Raw genomic sequence first — 17629 nt, forward strand, 5'->3', positions numbered from 1 at the left:
ACCAGCGAGCTTAGATCTCATTCATGCTGGTGTGTGGGGAACATACAAGGAGCTGACGAGTGCAACGAGGCTGCGATCTTTTGATCTTAAAGTTCGAATCGAAGCTCGGGCCAGATCGGCGACGTACCGCGTTTCTGCGATTCGAGAATCGCCCGGCACAGCGAGCACAGGCGCTGATCCTGGAACACCCGCCGATCAACATTCGACCAGCGCGGTTGCGCCGGCAGCAGAGTGCCGCAGAGCGTGCGATCGGCCGAGCCACCGAGTTCCAGCTGCCGCGTCACCAGATGCACCCGCACTTCCTGGCAGGCGAACAGATCCAGCTGCTCGTCAGGCTCGATCAGTTGGTAGGCAAACAGGGACCAGGCAGGACGCGGCATCGGGGGCTCCAAATTAGGGGGCGCCACATTAGCCGAAAGCCTGCCTCTAGAAAAGCCTCATAACAGCGGTTTTAGCGTCGGCCAGACATTTTCCAGCAACTTGCTCTGAGCACCGGCCGCCGGGTGCAGACCGTCGGCCTGCATCAGCTCCGGATGACCACCGACACCTTCGAGAAAAAACGGCACCAACGGGATGTTTTTCTCTTCGGCGAGCTTGCCGTAAACCTCGGCGAACGAATCGGTGTAGCGCTTGCCATAATTGGGTGGCAACTGCATGCCGAGCAGCAGCACTTTCGCGCCGCTCTGCCGCGAGCTGTCGATCATCGAGGAAAGATTTCGTTGCAATTGCGCTGGCGGCATCCCGCGCAGGCCGTCGTTGCCACCCAACTCGAGGATTACCAGCTCAGGCTTATGCTCTGCAAGCAGCGCCGGCAGCCGCGCCTGGCCTCCGGCACTGGTGTCGCCACTGATCGAGGCGTTGACCACTTTATCGTCGAAACCCTCCTGTTTGAGCCGCTGCTCGAGCAGCGACACCCACCCCAGACGGGTATCCAGGCCGAAACCGGCGCTGATACTATCGCCAACGATCAGGACAGTACCCGCCGCTGCGTTCTGGGCCATGCACATCAAGGCCAGGCCAGCACTCAAAAACCATACACGCATCGGATTCTCCATGGGCGCAAGCATTCTCACCGCGAAGAACCTCAACAAAGTGGTCCCTAGCGCGGAAGGTGAACTGACTATCCTGCACGAACTCAGCCTGGAACTGAACAAGGGCGACAGCCTGGCCATCGTCGGCGCGTCCGGTTCCGGCAAATCCACCCTCCTCGGCCTGCTCGCCGGCCTCGACCTGCCGAGCAGCGGCGAAGTCACCCTCGCCGGCCAGGGCCTGAGCAATCTCGATGAAGACCAGCGCGCACGAATCCGCGCCGAGCACGTCGGGTTCGTCTTCCAGTCGTTCCAGTTGCTCGACAGCCTCAATGCGCTGGAAAACGTCATGCTGCCGCTCGAACTCGATGGCCGCAAAGATGCCCGCGAGCGCGCCACGCAATTGCTCCAGCGCGTCGGCCTCGGCCAGCGCCTGACCCACTCGCCGCGCCAGCTCTCCGGTGGTGAACAGCAGCGCGTGGCCATCGCCCGCGCCTTCGCTGCCGAACCGGACGTGCTGTTCGCCGACGAGCCGACCGGCAACCTCGACAGCCACACCGGCGAGCGCATCAGCGACTTGCTGTTCGAATTGAACAAGGAACGCGGCACCACCCTGGTGCTGGTGACCCACGACGAACGCCTGGCCCATCGCTGCCGGCGCCTGATCCGTCTTGAAGCCGGGCTGCTGGTCGCCCCTCTGGAGCCTTGATGGCACGTCTGCCGCTGTTGCGTCTGTTCAGCCTTGCCCTGCGCCAGCTCATGCGCGATGCCCGCGCCGGTGAGTTGCGCGTGTTGTTCTTTGCGCTGGTGGTGGCCGTCGCGGCGAGCACCGCGATCGGCTACTTCGGCGCCCGCCTCAACGGCGCGATGATGCTGCGCGCTACCGAGTTTCTCGGTGCCGATCTGGTCCTTGAAGGCAGCTCGCCGGCCCGCGAGGAGCAAATCCGCAGCGGCACCGAACTGCGCCTCAATCATGCACAAGTGGTGGAGTTTTCCAGCGTCATTGCCACCGACAACGGCATTCAGTTATCCAGCATCAAAGCCGTCGACCGCGCCTATCCACTGCGTGGCGAGCTGAAGAGCGCGCCCGCACCCTTTGCCCAGGAAGAAGTCGGCGGCGAACCGCAATCCGGGGAAGCCTGGGTCGAGGCACGTCTGCTGACCGCGCTGGATCTGAAGATCGGCGACAGCATCGACGTCGGCATGAAGACCTTGAAGCTGACCCGCGTGCTGACCTACGAGCCGGATCGCGCTGGCAACTTCTACAGCCTGACGCCACGGGTGCTGATCAATCTTGACGACCTCGCCGCCACCGGCGTGGTGCAACCGGGCAGCCGGGTAAGCTATCGAGAACTGTGGCGCGGTGAACCGCAGACGCTGGAAACCTATCGTGAGTTGATCAAACCGGGCCTCGCTGCAAACCAGCGAATCCAGGATGCCCGCGACGGCAACCGACAGATTGGCGGCGCGCTGGGCAAGGCCGAGCGCTACCTGAACATGGCCAGTCTGGTTGCGGTATTGCTGGCTGGCGTAGCCGTGGCGTTGTCGGCGAACCGTTTCGCCAGTCGACGTTTCGACGCCAGTGCCTTGCTGCGCTGCCTCGGCTTGTCGCGCCGGGAAACCATGGTGCTGTTCAGCCTGCAACTGACCGTGCTCGGCCTGGTTGCCGCCATCAGTGGCGCGCTGCTCGGCTGGCTGGCGCAACTGGGGCTGTTCGCCCTGCTGCATGATTTGCTGCCAAGTGACGTACCGCCGGGCGGGCTGTTTCCGGCGATGGCCGGGATTGGCACCGGGCTGGTGGCGCTGGCGGGTTTTGCCTTGCCGCCATTGGCTGCACTGGGTCGCGTGCCGCCGCTGCGGGTGTTGCGCCGCGACATGCTGCCGATCCCCTCGAGCACATGGATGGTCTACGGCGCGGCGCTGGGTGCGCTGGGCCTGATCATGTGGCGTCTGAGCCTCGACCTGCTGCTGACCTTCGCCCTGCTCGGCGGTGGCGTGGTCGCCGCGCTGGTGCTGGGCGGCCTGCTGTTGTTGCTGCTGCAAAGCCTGCGCCGCATGCTCGCCCGCGCCTCGTTGCCATGGCGTCTGGGCCTTGGCCAGTTGTTGCGGCATCCATTGGCGGCGGCCGGGCAGTCGCTGGCGTTCGGTCTGATCCTGTTGTCGATGGCGCTGATCGCACTGCTGCGCGGCGAACTGCTCGACACCTGGCAAAACCAGCTACCGAAAAACGCGCCGAACTATTTCGCGCTGAATATCCTCCCGGCTGACAAGCAGGCCTTCGCCGATCACCTGATCAAGGTGTCGGCGCAAGCGGCGCCGTTGTATCCGGTGGTGCCGGGTCGGTTGATCAGCATCAATGGCGAGGCGGTGCAGCAAATCGTCAGCAAGGACTCGGCCGGTGACCGCGCCATCCAGCGTGACCTGAGCCTGACCTGGGCGGCAGATCTGCCGGCGGGCAACAAGCTCACCGCCGGCTCGTGGTGGAGCGGCCAGCCGTCCGACGACGTGCCGGGGGTTTCGGTGGAAGGCAAGGTGGCCGAAAGCCTGAAACTCAAACTCGGCGATCACATGGTATTCAGCGTCGGCGGGGTCAATCGCGAAGCGAAGGTCACCAGCCTGCGCGAAATCAACTGGGACAACTTCCAGCCGAACTTCTTCATGATCTTCCAGCCCGGCACCTTGAAGGATCTGCCCGCGACCTACCTGACCAGTTTCTACCTGGCGCCAGGGCATGATCAGCAGATCGTCGAGCTGTCGCGGACCTTCCCGGCGGTGACCATCCTGCAGGTCGAAGCGTTGCTCGAACAGCTGCGCAGCATCCTCGCTCAGGTCACCCTGGCGGTGGAATATGTGTTGTTGTTTGTTCTGGCTGCGGGGATGGCCGTGCTGTTCTCCGGTCTGCAAGCGACGCTGGATGAACGAATCCGCCAGGGTGCGCTATTACGCGCGCTGGGCGCCGAGCGGCAGTTGCTGATCAAGGCGCGGCGTATCGAATTCGGTTTGTTGGGTGCGGTCAGCGGTCTGCTCGCGGCGATCGGTTCGGAGGTGGTCAGTCTGGTGCTGTACCGCTTCGCCTTCGATTTGCCGTGGCATCCGCATCCATGGCTGCTGGTGCTACCGCTGATTGGCGCCGCGCTGATTGGTGGCGCCGGTGTGTTCGGCACGCGTCGGGCGCTGAACGCCAGCCCGCTGACAGTGTTGCGCGAGGGTTGATAGACTCAAGCGGTCTTAATCACAAGAAGTCGCCATGAGCCGTTATCGCCCTCCCCGCACCGCCGGCACCGCGCTGATCACCCCCGAGGGTGAAGCGCGGATGCGCGCCGAATTCCATGAGTTGTGGCATGTGCGTCGCCCGCAGGTCACCCAGGCGGTGAGTGAAGCGGCGGCGCAGGGCGATCGTTCGGAAAACGCCGAGTACACCTACGGCAAGAAGATGCTGCGCGAAATCGACAGTCGCGTGCGTTTTCTCACCAAACGCCTGGAAGCGCTCAAGGTGGTCAGCGAAAAACCCAGCGACCCGAACAAAGTCTATTTCGGCGCCTGGGTAACCATCGAAGACGAGGACGGCAAGCAGTCGCGCTACCGCATCGTCGGCCCCGATGAACTGGAACTCAAACAGGGTTTGATCAGCATCGACTCGCCGCTGGCACGCGCGCTGATCGGCAAGGCACTCGACGCGGAAGTGCGGGTGCAGACGCCGACCGGCGAGCAGTTCGTTTACATCGTTGCGATTGAATACCCGTAAGCACCATCAGCGCCGAGTGATCAGACCCTGCCGTGCAACGCGGGTGAGTTGCTTGATCATCTCCGGCGCATCGTCTGCGCTCGGCGCCTGAATCACCGCCAGATCAAAGCTGTCCGTCGCGAAACGCGCCAGCGACTCGCCGTCATCGACAAACTGGATCAGGAACGCGGCAGGACCGCCGCTGCGACGTGGCCAGCCATCGAGATAACGCAACAGCGTCGGCTGGTGTTTGCCGCCAAGAAGGATTTTCGGGTTGTGCTGGGTGACATGTGCCGTGATCGGCGCGGGACGTGCTGGAGGGCGTAGTGCGTTCATCGTGTCGTGTCTCTGCCTCAAAAGTCTGCATGGCAGGTGAGAGGCAACACCGAACCAGCGCTTTAGCGGTATTTCGAAGCCCTGTTCCGGCTTCTGACGGTAACTGTAGAAGTCACCTGGCGCCCCGCAAGTAGCTGTTTAAATCGGCGCATGGGCAACATCCTAGAGAAGGTGACCGACCAGTGTCAATAATCCCCCGCAACAAAAAAAGGCCCGCACAATGCGGGCCTTTGCCTTGAGCCAGAGCCTTCAACCGGCGATGGCGCGATCCGCGGAGAGCTTGCCGGCACCTTCGATCAGTACCGCGATGCTGCCGGCCAGCAGAGCCAGAGCAAACTCATAACCGTTGTTGGCCATGAACAGACCGTTGCCGATGTGCACCGAGAAGATCGCCACCAGCGAGAGGAACGCCAGACCGAGTGCCGCCGGGCGTGCCAGCAGGCCGATGATCAGCGCCAGACCGGCGAAGAACTCGGTACCACCTGCCAGCGCGGCCATCAGATAGCCCGGGGTCAGGCCGATGCTTTCCATCCATTGCGCGGTGCCGGCCAGGCCGTAACCACCGAACAGACCAAAGAGTTTCTGCGAACCGTGGGCGGCGAAGATCACGCCGACAGCAATGCGCAGGACAGTCAGGCCGTAACCGGCGCGGGTGAACAGAACCTTGTTGATCAGAGAGCTCATGGTGCATTCCTTGTTGTGCAGAAGTGTTTGTGTGTTTGGGTTGGTCGCTATATTAATCAGTTTATTTCATGTTTAAAGCGCAAAAATTTCGCCATAACAATCGAATTGTTAGATTATTTCCGTGTGACCACTTTCTGCTGCCGGGGCTCGAGCGACTCACGCTCCCGGTCGAATGCCAGGTAATACTTGTTCACGCTATTAACATAGCTGACGGCGCCCATCCCCACCTGCTCCATGGCGATGCGCTCGACCTGGAAGAACCACTGGTTGGGATTGAGGCCGCGGCGGCGGGCTTCCGCGCGCATGCCCTGCACGCGCTCGGGGCCGATGTTGTACGCGGCGAGGGTGAAGGCCATGCGCTCACGCTCGTTGAGTTTCGGGCTGCTGAAGAACTTGCGGCGGATCATCGCCAGGTACTTGGCGCCGGCCTGCACATTCGCATCGAGATTCTGGATATTGCTCACGCCGACCCGCTGCGCGGCGGACGGGGTGATCTGCATCAGCCCGGTCGGACCGCTGCCGCTGCGAGCGTTGGGCTGCAGACGCGACTCCTTGAACGCCAGCGCCGCCAGGTTAAGCCAGTCCATGTTCTGCGCATCGGCGTGCTTTTGCAGGGTCGGACGGAGTTTTTCCAGACGCTGGCGATCGGCCTTGGCCAGCGGATTGTGTACTTGATACAGGCGTCGATAGATGCGCAGAAAGGCCGCGTCTTCGTCCGACGGTTTCTTGTAATCGGTGAGGAAGCGATCGATGCTCGCGCGCAACATCGATGCATCGCGACGCACGAACCAATGCTCCTCGCCCGGCTCGCCGAGGCTCAGTTGCCGATCGAGGCGCAGCTTCGGCAGGATCTTGCCCCAACGCTCGGCAATCGGTTGCTCGACGATGGTCAGGTGGAAAATCCCGCCTTGAACCATCTCCAGCACATCTTCGACCGCCAGCGTCGGATCGACCCATTCGATGTTGATCGGCGCGAGTTTGTGCAGCGCCAGTTTCTGGTTGAGCTGACTGACCACCTCCCCCGCCGCACTACCGGTGGGCAGCGCCAGGGTTTTGCCGGACAGTTGCTCGACCTTGGTGTAACGGCGCTGGCCCTTGATGCCGACCAGCACCAGCGGCACGTTGCTGGCAATCGGTTCACTGCTGGCGACCGCGTAGCCAGAAGGCAGGTCGAGCAATTCACCGGGCGCGACCATATCGCCTTCGCCGCGCTGCAAGGCGCCGAGCAATTGATCCTTGGCTTTGGGAATGATCTTGAGGGTGACTTCCTGGCCGTCACGAGCATGGCCATTGAGGTATTGCTCGAACGCGCGCAGTCGGTGGTACTCGACACCGATGGCCTGGCCCTGGACCTCGCCGGAGCTGTTGCGGCTCTGATTGACCAACACCCGCAACACGCGGCTGCTGCGAATGTCCGAGAGGTCGCGAACCTTGCTCGCCGGCACGGCTTGCAGCGGCCCGGGCAGGCGCGCGACCGCCGTCATCGGCAGCAGCAACGCAGCACACAACAGCAGCAGAACCGAGGGACGATGCATCCACTCTCCGAAAAGAATACGGGGCGATTCGTCGCAAAAAAGACGACATCACCGACGAAAACAGAGCGCTTTGAGCGCTGGTAAAGTGCGAGAGACTGGCACAGTGATGGCATCGTCGCCACCCCGGAGTCCTTCGCGGCCTCAACAGACAGCCATAAGTCGTTGTAGTTCTTGGCTTTTCTTATAAATCTACAGCTCTGATATGCTTTCCGGCCTTCGGCCCGAGGTAGCACCATGCAACTCATCGATATCGGCGTCAACCTGACCAACCCCAGTTTCGCCGACAAACACCAGGCCGTGCTCGACCGCGCCTTCGCCGCCGGCGTCTGCCAACTGGTGCTGACCGGTACCAGCGTCGAGGGTAGCGAGCAGGCGCTGGAACTGTGCCAGCAACTGGATGAAAGCGGCCAACGGCTGTTCGCCACCGCCGGTATTCACCCCCATTCGGCCAGCGACTGGAACGCTGACAGTGCTCGTCGCCTGCGCAGTCTGTTGAACGAATCCAGCGTCGTCGCGGTGGGCGAATGCGGGCTGGATTTCAACCGCGACTTCTCCCCGCGCCCGCAACAGGAAAAGGTTCTCGAAGAACACCTGGCGCTGGCCGTCGAACTGCAATTGCCGGTGTTCCTGCACGAGCGCGATGCCAGCCAGCGGCTGCTGGAGATCCTCAAGGACTTCCGCGATCAACTGCCGGCGGCGGTGGTGCACTGCTTCACTGGCGAGCAAAAGGCCTTGTTCAGCTACCTCGATCTGGATCTGCACATCGGCATCACCGGCTGGATCTGCGACGAACGCCGGGGCACGCATCTGCATCCGCTGGTCAAAGAGATCAAAGCGGGACGGCTGATGCTGGAAAGCGACGCGCCGTATCTGCTGCCGCGCACATTGCGGCCGAAGCCGAAAAACGGCCGCAATGAACCGGCGTATCTGAGCGAAGTGCTGCGCGAAGTGGCGTTGCATCGCGGCGAGACCGAGGAAGCGCTGGCCGCGCATACCACCGCGTGTGCCCGGGCGTTTTTTAAACTCCCCATTCTCCCCTGACTGCACACGTCCCCCGCGGGAGCGAGCCTGCTCGCGAAGGCTGTGGATCGGCTACAAATGGGCTGAATGACGCAGCGCTTTCGCTAGCAGGCTCGCTCCCACAATAGATCTCGGCATCTGTTGATTCATATCAAAACTCCCGAATCTGCATAGCGGCACAATAATGGCACCTTGCCAAAACTGTTTCCGCTATCAGAGAAGACCTCCATGGGTGCCTGGCTTAGCAACATCTCGCTGAAATATAAATTCTGGGCGGTCAACGCGGTCGCCTTTGTCACCACCCTGCTGTTGGTTTTGTACGCCGTGCATCTCGAACAACAGGCCCGCAGCCATGCCGCGCAGGAGTCCGCGCAGGCGCAGGCGCAGTTGCTCAAGGCCTGGCCGACCGGGCAATCGTTGCCCAAGTCCGCTCAGGTGCTGACCTTCAAGCGCGGTGAAGCGCCGCGTCTCAATGATCAACCGCTGCTGGAAATCAGCGGCAGCAACGGCTGGAATGCCATCAATGAAATGCCACTGTTCGGTGACGACCCGTTGCTGGGCGCCGAAGTGTTCAGCCGTGCCGACGGTGAGCAAGTGGCGGTCATCGCCTATGCCCCGAGCCTGAGCCAGGTGTTTAGCGAGCGTTTCGCCAACTATGCATTGGCGGTCTTCGTCCTGATGCTGGCGATGCTCGGCGCTTCGCAACTGCTGATCCGCTTTCTGCTCAGCCAGCTCAACACGTTGAAAGACGTGATGCTGCACGTTGAAAAAACCGGCGATCTTTCTGCTCGTGTTCCGCTGGTGGGCAAGGACGAAGTCGGGCAGATGGCCAATGCCTTCAACGCCATGCAGGCCGGTTATCAACGCGTCGTAACCACCGTTGCCAGCACCGCTCGACAACTGGATGACGGCGCTGCGCGGCTGGCCTCGAGCATGAATGATGTGCGCCACGGCATGCTTGGCCAGCAAAGCGAAACCGATCAGGCCGCCACTGCGATCAACGAAATGACCGCCACCGTTTATCACATCGCGCAACACGCCGGCGCCACCCGCGATCTGTCGAAAGCCGCCGATGGTCTCGCTGGCAGCGGTCAGCAGGTGGTGGCGCGGGTGCAGCAGTCGATTGCCGGTTTGTCCAGCGGCGTGCAGCAGACGGCAGAAATGATTCAACGCCTGGCCGAGGACAGTCAGAAGATCAACGGCGTGGTCAGTGTGATTCACAGCATTGCCGAACAGACCAATCTGCTCGCGCTGAATGCGGCGATCGAAGCGGCCCGCGCCGGGGAGATGGGGCGCGGCTTTGCCGTGGTCGCCGATGAAGTGCGCAACCTCGCAAAGCGCGTGCAGGCGTCCACCGACGAGATCACCAGCATGATCGCCGCGTTGCAGGCCGGCACCCGCGATGCGGTGGATTTCATGCAGGAGAGTTCTTACAAGGCCGACGACTGCGTGCAGCAGGCGCAGGAGGCTGGCGCGGCGCTGGCGGAAATCACCGGAGCGGTGGCGCAGATGCGCGAAAGCAACACGCAGATTGCCGTGGCGGCGGAACAGCAGAGTCAGGTCGCCGAGGAGATGAACCGGGCGGTGGTGAGTATTCGTGACGTGACTGAAAATACCGTGCAGCAGACGGTGGATTCGGCGACGACCAGTAATGAGCTGGCTACATTGGCCGGGGAGTTGAACAAGGCGATAGGTCAGTTGAAATTGTGAGTCCGCTTTCGCGAGCAGGCTCGCTCCCACATGCACCATTGAATCAATGTGGGAGCGAGCCTGCTCGCGAAGGCGTCAGAGGCATCTACATCGAATCCTGCGATGACGGCTATCACTTCAATAGCCAACCTTGATTCGCCGCCCTCCTCGCCCGGGCCTATTCTTCAAGCATGTGTTCAACATGGATCGAGGAGTAGCAAACATGGGCAAACGTCACCCCAACCTTCCCGCGTGGCAATGGCGCGCCTACCCGGGCAACCATCAGCATCCGACCAATCTGGTCCTGCACCTGATTGCCGTGCCGCTGTTCATCGTGGCGTTTCTGCTGATAGTGTCGGGGGTGTTCAGCCTGAGCCTGGCCAGCGTCGCCATCGGCGTGATCGGTATCATCGCGGCGCTGGGTCTGCAGCGCCACGGTCACGGCCTGGAGGCGCAAGCCTCCGAGCCGTTCAGTGATCGCAAAGATGCCGTGTCACGTTTGCTGGTCGAGCAGTTTCTGACGTTCCCACGGTTCTTTCTCAGCGGTGGCTGGTGGCGCGCCTGGCGTGAGCGCCACCGTCGGCATTGAGTCAGGCGAAGATCGTCACGGTCTGCCGACTCATGGCAATCAACTCCCCTTTCGCACTCCACAACTTCGCCGCGACATGGCCGTAGCCGTCGGCTGCGTACTCGATGTCGGCCAAGTATTGGCACCAATCCAGCGTGCTCAAGTCGTGTAACGGCTGCACGAATTCGATGGTCCAGGTCAGCGTGCTACCCGGTGCCGGTTTCTTCAGATACGGCAACAGCGCCGGCGGCCAGGCATCCACCAGCGCCAGCAGATGCGCCTCGTTGACCGGCTCCTCTTTGACATCCCCACGCAACCGCACCCAGCCGCCCATCAAGCGCGAGGCCGTGCCGGAGAACGGAATACCGCCGACGCTCCAGCGCATCGCCAGATGGCGCATGAATTCCGGGGTCACGCCTTTGATGTAGGGCAGCTCCTGGCATTCGTCCCAGTGCTTCATCGTTGGCGCCGGGTAGGCTTCGACGGCGACTTCCGAAGGCCGCGAGGCACCGAAGCTGCCCTGAATGATCGTCACCACCTGACCATTCTGCATGGCGCGGCCCAACACCTGGCTGACCGCTTTGCCTTCACGCAGCACATCGACTTCGAAACTCACCGGCACCTCCGGCTCGACCGGGCCGACAAAGGTAATCGCCAGCGAACGCACGGGGCGCTCCGTCGGCACCCTGGCGCGCATGGCTTCAAATTGCAGCGCGGCCACCAGCCCGCCAAAACTGGCGCGGCCCTGCCCCCATTCGGCGGGGATTGTCACTTCAGGTTGTTGGCGGACAGCATCGAGCAGATCGCAAAAGCGCATGGCAACCTCGGAAAACGAGAAAGGAATGCGCGGATCTTACCCAGCCCCGGGCGGCGGCGCAGCGTCTATTCCGGTCAAATGGGCTGACAGATAGGCCTTGGCCCGATTCCTTCAAGCGACAAATCACCTTGTGGGAGCGAGCCTGCTCGCGAAAGCGGTCGATCAGTCGACAACGATTGCGACTGACACGGCCCCTTCGCGAGCAGGCTCGCTCCCACAGGGGAACAGAGCCATCTTCAGGAGTGTTTGAAACACGTCGCGCTGAGCTTTTCCAGCACTTGATCGGCCTTCAGCTCTGCCTTGATCAACCCCGCCTGCCAGGTGGCCACGCACGGTTGCAGATCGGCTTCCTGTTCGGCGCGGGCCAGCCATTGCCAGCAATCGTGCCAGTCGCCCAGTGCGCCTTGCGCCGATTTCAGGCGCTTGTAAGCCGGTTTCGGCAAGCGATCCAACTCGGGATAGGCTTCGATGCCATAGCGCACGCGCTTGATCAGCAGGCGAAGACGATGGCGGTCATGGGCGGGATCGTGCAGCGCCGCATCGAGCTTCTGCCATTGTTTGCCCAAGCGTTTTTCAATGCGTTTATCCAGATCCTTGAGCAGACCCTGACGCTGCGACGCGCGCAAGAATCGTGGAAAGGCGTCGAGAATCATCAGCAGCGAAGCCAGTTCCGCACTCGCCGCCAGCGCCGGATACGCCTCGGCCATTTGCGCCAGACGCCGCTGCGCAGCCTCGGGTTGTTCATGCTCGAGCAGATACGCCGCCAACACTTCGCGATCACGCCACGGCGTGGTCAGATCACCCACTGCCGAAGCCGCCGCCTCCAGTTGCTCGACTCCCGGCAAGCCGCGCAACGGCCGCAACAGACTGCGCAAGCGCCGCACCGTAGTGCGCAAATCATGCAGCGCCTCGGGATCAGTGCGCGCAGTCAAGCGCGCCTGACATGCCAGCAGCCGCACATCCAGGCTCAAAACATGAGCCACCAAGCGATCGATCATGGGGGTCTACTCCGTAGACAGCTGCAAGCTTCTAGCTACAAGCTTCAAGCTGAATGGGGTCGCTTTGAGCTTGCCGCTTGCAGCTTGAAACTTGCAGCTGCTTTTTTAACGTCCTGCGCGGGATTCGCGGATGTAGAAGCGGGCTTTTTCGGCTTTCTTGCTGCAGCCTTCAAAGCCTTCGAATTGTTGCTGGGTCTTGGCGGCGGTCAGCAGCGACAGCGCTTTGGAATAGCTGACGGTGCCGGCGAAGCCTTCAGCCTTGGCCAGGTCCAGTTCGTGCCAGGCCGCGTCGAGTTGGCTGCCGCAGCTGTCGCGGTACGCGGTTTTGCCGGCGCAACCGGCCAGAACCAGAGCCATCAACGGTACACAGATCCAGGCTTTCATCACTCACACCTCAAGGTAGGTCAACAGTCGTGCAGGTAAGACGGTCAAGCGGCGAAAAAGTGCCTCGCTGACCGGTCAAACCACGTGGCGCAGAGCATAGCGCGCAAGCGTGCGCCGCGAACGAAAAACGACGTCACCGCTTCGCGCAACGACCTTGGCGATTGAGCCGCTTGGCCGATGCGTGCATTGTGCAGGCTTGTCGGGAGGAAGTTTGATGAAAAAGCGTGTCGCACTGGTGCTGGGCTCAGGTGGCGCCCGGGGCTATGCCCATATCGGCGTTATCGAAGAAATTGAAAAACGCGGCTACGACATCGCCTGCATTGCCGGTTGTTCGATGGGCGCGGTGGTCGGCGGGATCTATGCCGCCGGCAAACTGGATGAGTACCGGCGCTGGATCGAAAGCCTTGATTACCTCGACGTGCTGCGCCTGGTCGATGTGAGTTTCCGTCTCGGCGCGATTCGCGGCGAAAAGGTCTTCGGGCAGATCCGCAAGATCGTCGGCGAGATCAACATCGAAGACCTGCGCATCCCCTACACCGCCGTCGCCGCCGATCTGACCAACCAGCAGGAAATCTGGTTTCAGGAAGGCTGCCTGCATCAGGCCATGCGCGCCTCGGCGGCGATTCCCAGCCTGTTTACCCCGGTGATGCAGGGCAACCGCATGCTGGTCGACGGCGGCATTCTCAATCCGTTGCCGATCGTTCCGGTGGTATCGAGCCATTGCGACCTGATCATCGCGGTCAACCTCAACGCCACCAATCAGCGCCAGTACAAGTTGCCGGTGATCGAGCGACCGGCGGCGTTCCGTTCGCGCTTCGACAGCCTGATCAAATCCATGGGTTCGAAGTTGCCGTTCCGGCGTAAACAGGCCGAGCAATTGTTGAAGCTGGAACAGGAAGCCCTGCGCGCCGAGGCAGCGGAGATCAATCCGTGGCTCGAAGGCGTCGAACCGGAAAGCCAGCAACCGGCCGCCGCCCCGGAACGCGAAGGCGCACCGAAATCCGCTACAGGTTCGTTCATCATCGATAACGTCGGGCCAGCGTCGTTGCTGGATCTGATCAACCAGAGTTTCGAGGTGATGCAGACCTCACTGGCGCAGTACAAGATCGCCGGGTATCCGCCGGATATCCTGATCAACGTGCCGAAGCGGGTGTGCCGGTTTTTCGAGTTCTACAAGGCGCCGGAGTTGATCGCTCTGGGGCGGGAAATTGCCAGTGATACGCTGGATCGGTATGAGCAGGAGCAGGGTTGATCTGATGCGGATTTTTCGGAGTATTTGATGGCCTCTTCGCGAGCAGGCTCGCTCCCACATTTGAAATGCATTCCCCTGTGGGAGCGAGCCTGCTCGCGAAAGCGTCAGCTCAGCCAGCTTAACTCAACAACCGATACCCCACCCCCGCCTCAGTCACGATAAACCGTGGCCGGGTCGGGTCATCCGCCAGTTTCTGCCGCAGATGCCCGACCACGATGCGCAGGTAATGACTGTCCTCGGTGTGCGTCGGCCCCCAGATATCCTTGAGCAATTGCTGCTGGGTGATCACCCGCCCCGGATGCCGCGCCAGTTGCGCCAGCACCGCATATTCCTTGCGGGTCAGGGCGACTTCGGCGCCATCGAGCAGCACGCGCCGATAGGCCAGATCCACGGTCAACGGGCCGAAACTCAGCGCCGCCGGCTGCGCCTCCCCCGCCGGTGCCTGGCGCAACAACGCGCGAACCCGGGCGAGGAATTCCTGGATCCCGAACGGTTTGGTCACGTAGTCGTTCGCGCCGCCATCCAGCGCTTCGACCTTCTGCCCTTCACTGGCGCGCACCGACAGCACCAGCACTGGCGTGGTCGCCCACTCGCGCAGTTCGCGCAGGACCTGCTGACCGTCCATGTCCGGCAGGCCGAGATCAAGCACCACCAGGTCCGGTTTGCTCAGCGCAGCTTGCGCCAGGCCTTCAGCGCCGGTGCCGGCTTCGAGCACTTTGTAGCCTTGTGAAGCGAGGCTGATGCGCAGGAATTTGCGGATCTGCGGTTCGTCGTCGATGATCAAAATGGTCGCGGTCTGGCTCATGAATTCACATCAACACAATAGATTGGCAAGAGAGTAGCGCAGTCGACTTCAAGCTTCACCGTCCATCCCCGGTTGCGCCTGCAACGGCAGATGCAAGGTGATGCAGGTGCCACGCCCGTCGATGCCGTCAGCCACGGAGATACGCCCGCCGTGGGCGCCGACCATGCCCTGACAGATCGCCAGCCCCAACCCCGTGCCCTGCCCGCCGCGATCACCGCGCGCGGCGGTGTAGAACATGTCGAAAATCTTCGCTCGGTCCTCTTCAGGGATCCCCGGGCCTTCATCGCTGACCGAAAAGAAAATCTCCTGCTCATCGGCACCGGCGCGCAGTTGCAGGCGACCATGGCTGGGCGAAAATCGCGCGGCGTTCTCCAGCACGTTAACCAGCGCCTGCTCGATCAGCGCCGCGTGCACATAGAGCAACGGCAACTCGGCCGGCACTTCGGTGCTGACCTGCAGCGGCGCCAGCACGGCGCGCAGGCGATTGAGCGAACTGCCGACGATATCGGCTGGCGAAACCCAGTCCCGCGCCAGCTTCAAGGCGCCGTGGCCGAGGCGGGTCATGTCGAGCAGGTTCTGAATGTAGCGGTCGAGGCGTTCGGCCTCATCGCGGGTGCCTTCGAGCAGCTCGCGGCGATCCTCCAGCGGGATCGCTTCGCCGAGGGCCAACAGGCTGTCGATGCTGCCGCGCATGGCCGTCAGCGGCGTGCGCAAATCGTGGGACACCGAGGCCAGCAAGGCGCTGCGCAACTGTTCGGTTTCGCCGTGCAGACGCGCCGCTTCGAGGTCATCGGCCAACTGCGCACGAGCCAAGGCTTGCGCCAACGGCTGGCTCAGCGCAGTGAGCAAACGTCGGCGCTGACCGCTCAAGCTCTGGCCTTCCTTGGCGCAAACACCAAGCAACGCCAGCGGCCCGTCCTCGACCGACAACGGCCACCACCACCAACGCCCCAGCGGCAAGGTACCGGTGCCCTTGCCCGCCGGTTGATCGTGTTGCCAGGCCCAATCGGCGGCGGCGCGTTCGGCCTCGGTAAATTGCAGTGGCCCGCCGGTTTCGACTTTCCAGCCGCCCTGCCCGTCGCGGTTGAGCAAGCACAATTGCACGTCGCTCCAGCCTTCGAGGTGTTGCGCGGCGGCGCTGATCACGGCCTGGCGGTCGGTCGCGGCGGTGAGCTTGCGCGACAGGTCGAGCAGTTCGCTGGTTTCTTCCTGGGTATCGCGCAAAGCCTGCAATTGCCGCCGCTGACGCGCCGCTAGGTTGCCGGTTAGGGCCGCCATCAACAGGAAGAACAGCAGCGTCAGCACGTCTTCTTCGCGCTGAATGCTGAACGAGAAATTCGGCGGGATAAACAGAAAATCGTAGGTGAGAAACGACAGCGCCGCACAGGCCAGCGCCGGGCCGAGGCTACTGCGCACCGCCACCAGCAACACCGCCGCGAGAAACACCAGCGAGATGTTCGGCAGCGGCAACACACTCGACACCGCCCAGGCCAGGGCCGTGGCCAACAACGTCGCGACCAGCGCCAGCGCGTAGTCGAACCACACCAGCGTAACTGAATTGCGCGGGCGCGGTTGGTGCTGCTCGTGATCACTGTCGAGCACGTTTATTTCCAGACCGTGAGCCTGACGCAGCAGGCGCGCCGCCAGACCACCGCCGAACAGTCGACGGCGCAACCGTGGCCGCGACTGGCCGACCAGCAACAGACTGGCACGGCGTTCGGCGGCGTGTTGAATCAGGGTTTTCGCCACTTCGCCGGCCCGCAACAGCACCACTTCGCCACCGAGGCGTTCGGCCAGTTGCTGGGCGCTTTGCAGGCGCAACCGCGATTGCTCGTCACGGGCACTGCCGTTGTCGACATGTACCAGACTCCACGGCAGATGCCGGCGCTGGGCGACGCGGCTGGCGTGACGCACCAGCCGCTCGGCCTGCGCATCGCCATCGATGCCGACCAACAAACGCCCGCGCACCGCCGGCGCGGCCTGGCCGAGTTGGCGATAGCCCTGGGCCAGATCGTTGTCGACCTGCGCGGCAGCGGTCTGCATTGCCAGTTCACGCAGTGCGGTGAGATTGGTCTGGGTGAAAAAAGCATCGATCGCAGCGCGGGCCTGTTCCGGCACGTAGACCTTGCCTTCGCGCAGACGCTCGAGCAATTCGCGCGGCGGCAGGTCGATCAGCAGCAGCTCGAAAGCTTCCTGCAGGACCCAGTCCGGCAGGGTTTCGCGCACTTGCACGCCAGTGATGCCGCGCACCTGATCGTTGAGGCTTTCCAGGTGCTGGACGTTGACCGTGGTGAATACGTCGATGCCGGCGGCGAGCAGTTCCTGAATGTCTTGCCAGCGCTTGGCGTGACGACTGCCGGGGGCGTTGCTGTGGGCCAGTTCATCCACCAGCACAAGCTTCGGCTTGGCCGCGAGAATGCCGTCGAGGTCCATTTCCTCAAGCAGCACGCCACGGTATTCGCTGCGCACCAGTGGTTGCTGCGGCAGGCCACCGAGCAAGGCTTCGGTTTCGGCGCGGCCATGGGTTTCGACCACGCCGGCCAGGACTTTTACGCCCTGGCGCAGCTGCGTGTGGGCGGCCTGAAGCATGGCGTAGGTCTTGCCGACCCCGGGGGCGGCACCGAGGAAAACCTTGAGCCGGCCACGGCCATCGCGGGGCAGGTCTGCTAACAATGCGTCGGCGCGGCCGGAGTCACTCATGCTTGATGTCTCTCTTCCTGATGATCGTTCCCACGCTCTGCGTAGGAATGCAGCCCGGGACGCTCTGCGTCCCATAAAAGCAGACGCAG

17 protein-coding genes are annotated in these 17629 nt (G+C 62.5%); 7 read left to right on the plus strand and 10 right to left on the minus strand.

The window, feature by feature from the left end:
• Window positions 1-86: 86 nt before the first annotated feature.
• Together D8U82_RS10000 and D8U82_RS10005 are read right to left on the minus strand one after the other, a co-directional pair.
• The gene (locus D8U82_RS10000) at window positions 87-380 is read right to left on the minus strand and encodes a hypothetical protein (protein ID WP_016770881.1); all 294 of its coding nucleotides are present in this window, start codon (window positions 378-380) and stop codon (window positions 87-89) included.
• A gap of 57 nt (window positions 381-437) precedes the next feature.
• Window positions 438-1043 (minus strand): arylesterase, encoded by a 606-nt coding sequence (locus tag D8U82_RS10005; RefSeq protein ID WP_177434126.1) that lies wholly within the window; start codon window positions 1041-1043, stop codon window positions 438-440.
• A gap of 10 nt (window positions 1044-1053) precedes the next feature.
• Here D8U82_RS10005 and D8U82_RS10010 point away from each other — a divergent pair, with 10 nt between their 5' ends.
• The 3 genes from D8U82_RS10010 to greB are packed head-to-tail and all read left to right on the plus strand — an operon-like array spanning window position 1054 to window position 4773.
• A complete protein-coding gene (locus D8U82_RS10010) occupies window positions 1054-1737 on the plus strand; it encodes an ABC transporter ATP-binding protein (RefSeq protein WP_130888508.1) in 684 nt (227 codons plus the stop codon).
• Complete coding sequence (locus D8U82_RS10015) at window positions 1737-4241, plus strand: ABC transporter permease (protein ID WP_130902137.1); 2505 nt, start codon at window positions 1737-1739, stop codon at window positions 4239-4241. Before D8U82_RS10010 ends, D8U82_RS10015 begins: the two co-directional genes overlap by 1 nt.
• A gap of 34 nt (window positions 4242-4275) precedes the next feature.
• On the plus strand, window positions 4276-4773 hold the full coding sequence (gene greB, locus D8U82_RS10020; RefSeq protein WP_130902138.1) for a transcription elongation factor GreB: 498 nt from the start codon (window positions 4276-4278) through the stop codon (window positions 4771-4773).
• A 6-nt stretch (window positions 4774-4779) separates the two neighbouring features.
• Here the strand turns inward: greB and D8U82_RS10025 are convergent, their stop codons facing one another.
• From D8U82_RS10025 to D8U82_RS10035, 3 genes are all read right to left on the minus strand, one after another.
• Window positions 4780-5088, minus strand: coding sequence for a class I SAM-dependent methyltransferase (locus D8U82_RS10025; RefSeq protein ID WP_130902139.1), 309 nt, complete (start codon window positions 5086-5088; stop codon window positions 4780-4782).
• 249 nt (window positions 5089-5337) lie between these two features.
• Window positions 5338-5772, minus strand: a complete 435-nt coding sequence (locus D8U82_RS10030) for a DoxX family protein (protein WP_125926351.1) — start codon at window positions 5770-5772, stop codon at window positions 5338-5340.
• Between the two features lie 113 nt (window positions 5773-5885).
• Window positions 5886-7307, minus strand: a complete 1422-nt coding sequence (locus tag D8U82_RS10035; protein ID WP_125926352.1) for a transglycosylase SLT domain-containing protein — start codon at window positions 7305-7307, stop codon at window positions 5886-5888.
• A gap of 234 nt (window positions 7308-7541) precedes the next feature.
• Here D8U82_RS10035 and D8U82_RS10040 point away from each other — a divergent pair, with 234 nt between their 5' ends.
• The 3 genes from D8U82_RS10040 (at window position 7542) to D8U82_RS10050 (ending at window position 10605) form a co-directional block, all read left to right on the plus strand.
• Window positions 7542-8348, plus strand: coding sequence for a TatD family hydrolase (locus tag D8U82_RS10040; protein WP_130902140.1), 807 nt, complete (start codon window positions 7542-7544; stop codon window positions 8346-8348).
• A gap of 207 nt (window positions 8349-8555) precedes the next feature.
• The gene (locus tag D8U82_RS10045; RefSeq protein WP_130902141.1) at window positions 8556-10037 is read left to right on the plus strand and encodes a methyl-accepting chemotaxis protein; all 1482 of its coding nucleotides are present in this window, start codon (window positions 8556-8558) and stop codon (window positions 10035-10037) included.
• A gap of 202 nt (window positions 10038-10239) precedes the next feature.
• The gene (locus D8U82_RS10050) at window positions 10240-10605 is read left to right on the plus strand and encodes an Mpo1-like protein (protein WP_016770891.1); all 366 of its coding nucleotides are present in this window, start codon (window positions 10240-10242) and stop codon (window positions 10603-10605) included.
• 1 nt (window position 10606) lies between these two features.
• On the opposite strand, the gene D8U82_RS10055 is transcribed toward D8U82_RS10050, so the two are convergent.
• From D8U82_RS10055 to D8U82_RS10065, 3 genes are all read right to left on the minus strand, one after another.
• Window positions 10607-11401, minus strand: a complete 795-nt coding sequence (locus tag D8U82_RS10055; RefSeq protein ID WP_073472411.1) for an acyl-CoA thioesterase domain-containing protein — start codon at window positions 11399-11401, stop codon at window positions 10607-10609.
• A gap of 236 nt (window positions 11402-11637) precedes the next feature.
• The gene (locus D8U82_RS10060) at window positions 11638-12399 is read right to left on the minus strand and encodes a CHAD domain-containing protein (protein WP_130888503.1); all 762 of its coding nucleotides are present in this window, start codon (window positions 12397-12399) and stop codon (window positions 11638-11640) included.
• 105 nt (window positions 12400-12504) lie between these two features.
• A complete protein-coding gene (locus D8U82_RS10065) occupies window positions 12505-12783 on the minus strand; it encodes a hypothetical protein (protein ID WP_016770894.1) in 279 nt (92 codons plus the stop codon).
• 214 nt (window positions 12784-12997) lie between these two features.
• Here D8U82_RS10065 and D8U82_RS10070 point away from each other — a divergent pair, with 214 nt between their 5' ends.
• Complete coding sequence (locus tag D8U82_RS10070) at window positions 12998-14035, plus strand: patatin-like phospholipase family protein (protein ID WP_039759961.1); 1038 nt, start codon at window positions 12998-13000, stop codon at window positions 14033-14035.
• A 118-nt stretch (window positions 14036-14153) separates the two neighbouring features.
• Here D8U82_RS10070 and D8U82_RS10075 read toward each other — a convergent pair whose 3' ends face one another.
• Window positions 14154-14840 carry a response regulator gene (locus D8U82_RS10075; RefSeq protein ID WP_130902142.1) on the minus strand — a complete coding sequence of 229 codons (687 nt, stop codon included), beginning with the start codon at window positions 14838-14840 and terminating at the stop codon, window positions 14154-14156.
• 48 nt (window positions 14841-14888) lie between these two features.
• On the minus strand, window positions 14889-17540 hold the full coding sequence (locus D8U82_RS10080; protein WP_076563740.1) for a sensor histidine kinase KdpD: 2652 nt from the start codon (window positions 17538-17540) through the stop codon (window positions 14889-14891).
• Between the last annotated feature and the right edge of the window lie 89 nt (window positions 17541-17629).

It is taken from the genome of Pseudomonas sp. Sample_23, assembly GCF_004307595.1.
GTDB classification, from domain to species: Bacteria; Pseudomonadota; Gammaproteobacteria; order Pseudomonadales; family Pseudomonadaceae; genus Aquipseudomonas; species Aquipseudomonas atacamensis.

What these genes read in the sequence shown, in the direction of transcription:
- D8U82_RS10035 (WP_125926352.1), bottom strand. Translation starts at nt 7,307, where the DNA reads ATGCATCGTCCCTCGGTTCTGCTGCTGTTGTGTGCTGCGTTGCTGCTG.
- D8U82_RS10010 (WP_130888508.1), top strand. Translation starts at nt 1,054, where the DNA reads ATGGGCGCAAGCATTCTCACCGCGAAGAACCTCAACAAAGTGGTCCCT.
- D8U82_RS10055 (WP_073472411.1), bottom strand. Translation starts at nt 11,401, where the DNA reads ATGCGCTTTTGCGATCTGCTCGATGCTGTCCGCCAACAACCTGAAGTG.
- D8U82_RS10025 (WP_130902139.1), bottom strand. Translation starts at nt 5,088, where the DNA reads ATGAACGCACTACGCCCTCCAGCACGTCCCGCGCCGATCACGGCACAT.
- D8U82_RS10080 (WP_076563740.1), bottom strand. Translation starts at nt 17,540, where the DNA reads ATGAGTGACTCCGGCCGCGCCGACGCATTGTTAGCAGACCTGCCCCGC.
- D8U82_RS10075 (WP_130902142.1), bottom strand. Translation starts at nt 14,840, where the DNA reads ATGAGCCAGACCGCGACCATTTTGATCATCGACGACGAACCGCAGATC.
- D8U82_RS10000 (WP_016770881.1), bottom strand. Translation starts at nt 380, where the DNA reads ATGCCGCGTCCTGCCTGGTCCCTGTTTGCCTACCAACTGATCGAGCCT.
- D8U82_RS10005 (WP_177434126.1), bottom strand. Translation starts at nt 1,043, where the DNA reads ATGCGTGTATGGTTTTTGAGTGCTGGCCTGGCCTTGATGTGCATGGCC.
- D8U82_RS10040 (WP_130902140.1), top strand. Translation starts at nt 7,542, where the DNA reads ATGCAACTCATCGATATCGGCGTCAACCTGACCAACCCCAGTTTCGCC.
- D8U82_RS10070 (WP_039759961.1), top strand. Translation starts at nt 12,998, where the DNA reads ATGAAAAAGCGTGTCGCACTGGTGCTGGGCTCAGGTGGCGCCCGGGGC.
- D8U82_RS10050 (WP_016770891.1), top strand. Translation starts at nt 10,240, where the DNA reads ATGGGCAAACGTCACCCCAACCTTCCCGCGTGGCAATGGCGCGCCTAC.
- D8U82_RS10045 (WP_130902141.1), top strand. Translation starts at nt 8,556, where the DNA reads ATGGGTGCCTGGCTTAGCAACATCTCGCTGAAATATAAATTCTGGGCG.
- D8U82_RS10060 (WP_130888503.1), bottom strand. Translation starts at nt 12,399, where the DNA reads ATGATCGATCGCTTGGTGGCTCATGTTTTGAGCCTGGATGTGCGGCTG.
- D8U82_RS10015 (WP_130902137.1), top strand. Translation starts at nt 1,737, where the DNA reads ATGGCACGTCTGCCGCTGTTGCGTCTGTTCAGCCTTGCCCTGCGCCAG.
- D8U82_RS10030 (WP_125926351.1), bottom strand. Translation starts at nt 5,772, where the DNA reads ATGAGCTCTCTGATCAACAAGGTTCTGTTCACCCGCGCCGGTTACGGC.
- D8U82_RS10065 (WP_016770894.1), bottom strand. Translation starts at nt 12,783, where the DNA reads ATGAAAGCCTGGATCTGTGTACCGTTGATGGCTCTGGTTCTGGCCGGT.
- greB (WP_130902138.1), top strand. Translation starts at nt 4,276, where the DNA reads ATGAGCCGTTATCGCCCTCCCCGCACCGCCGGCACCGCGCTGATCACC.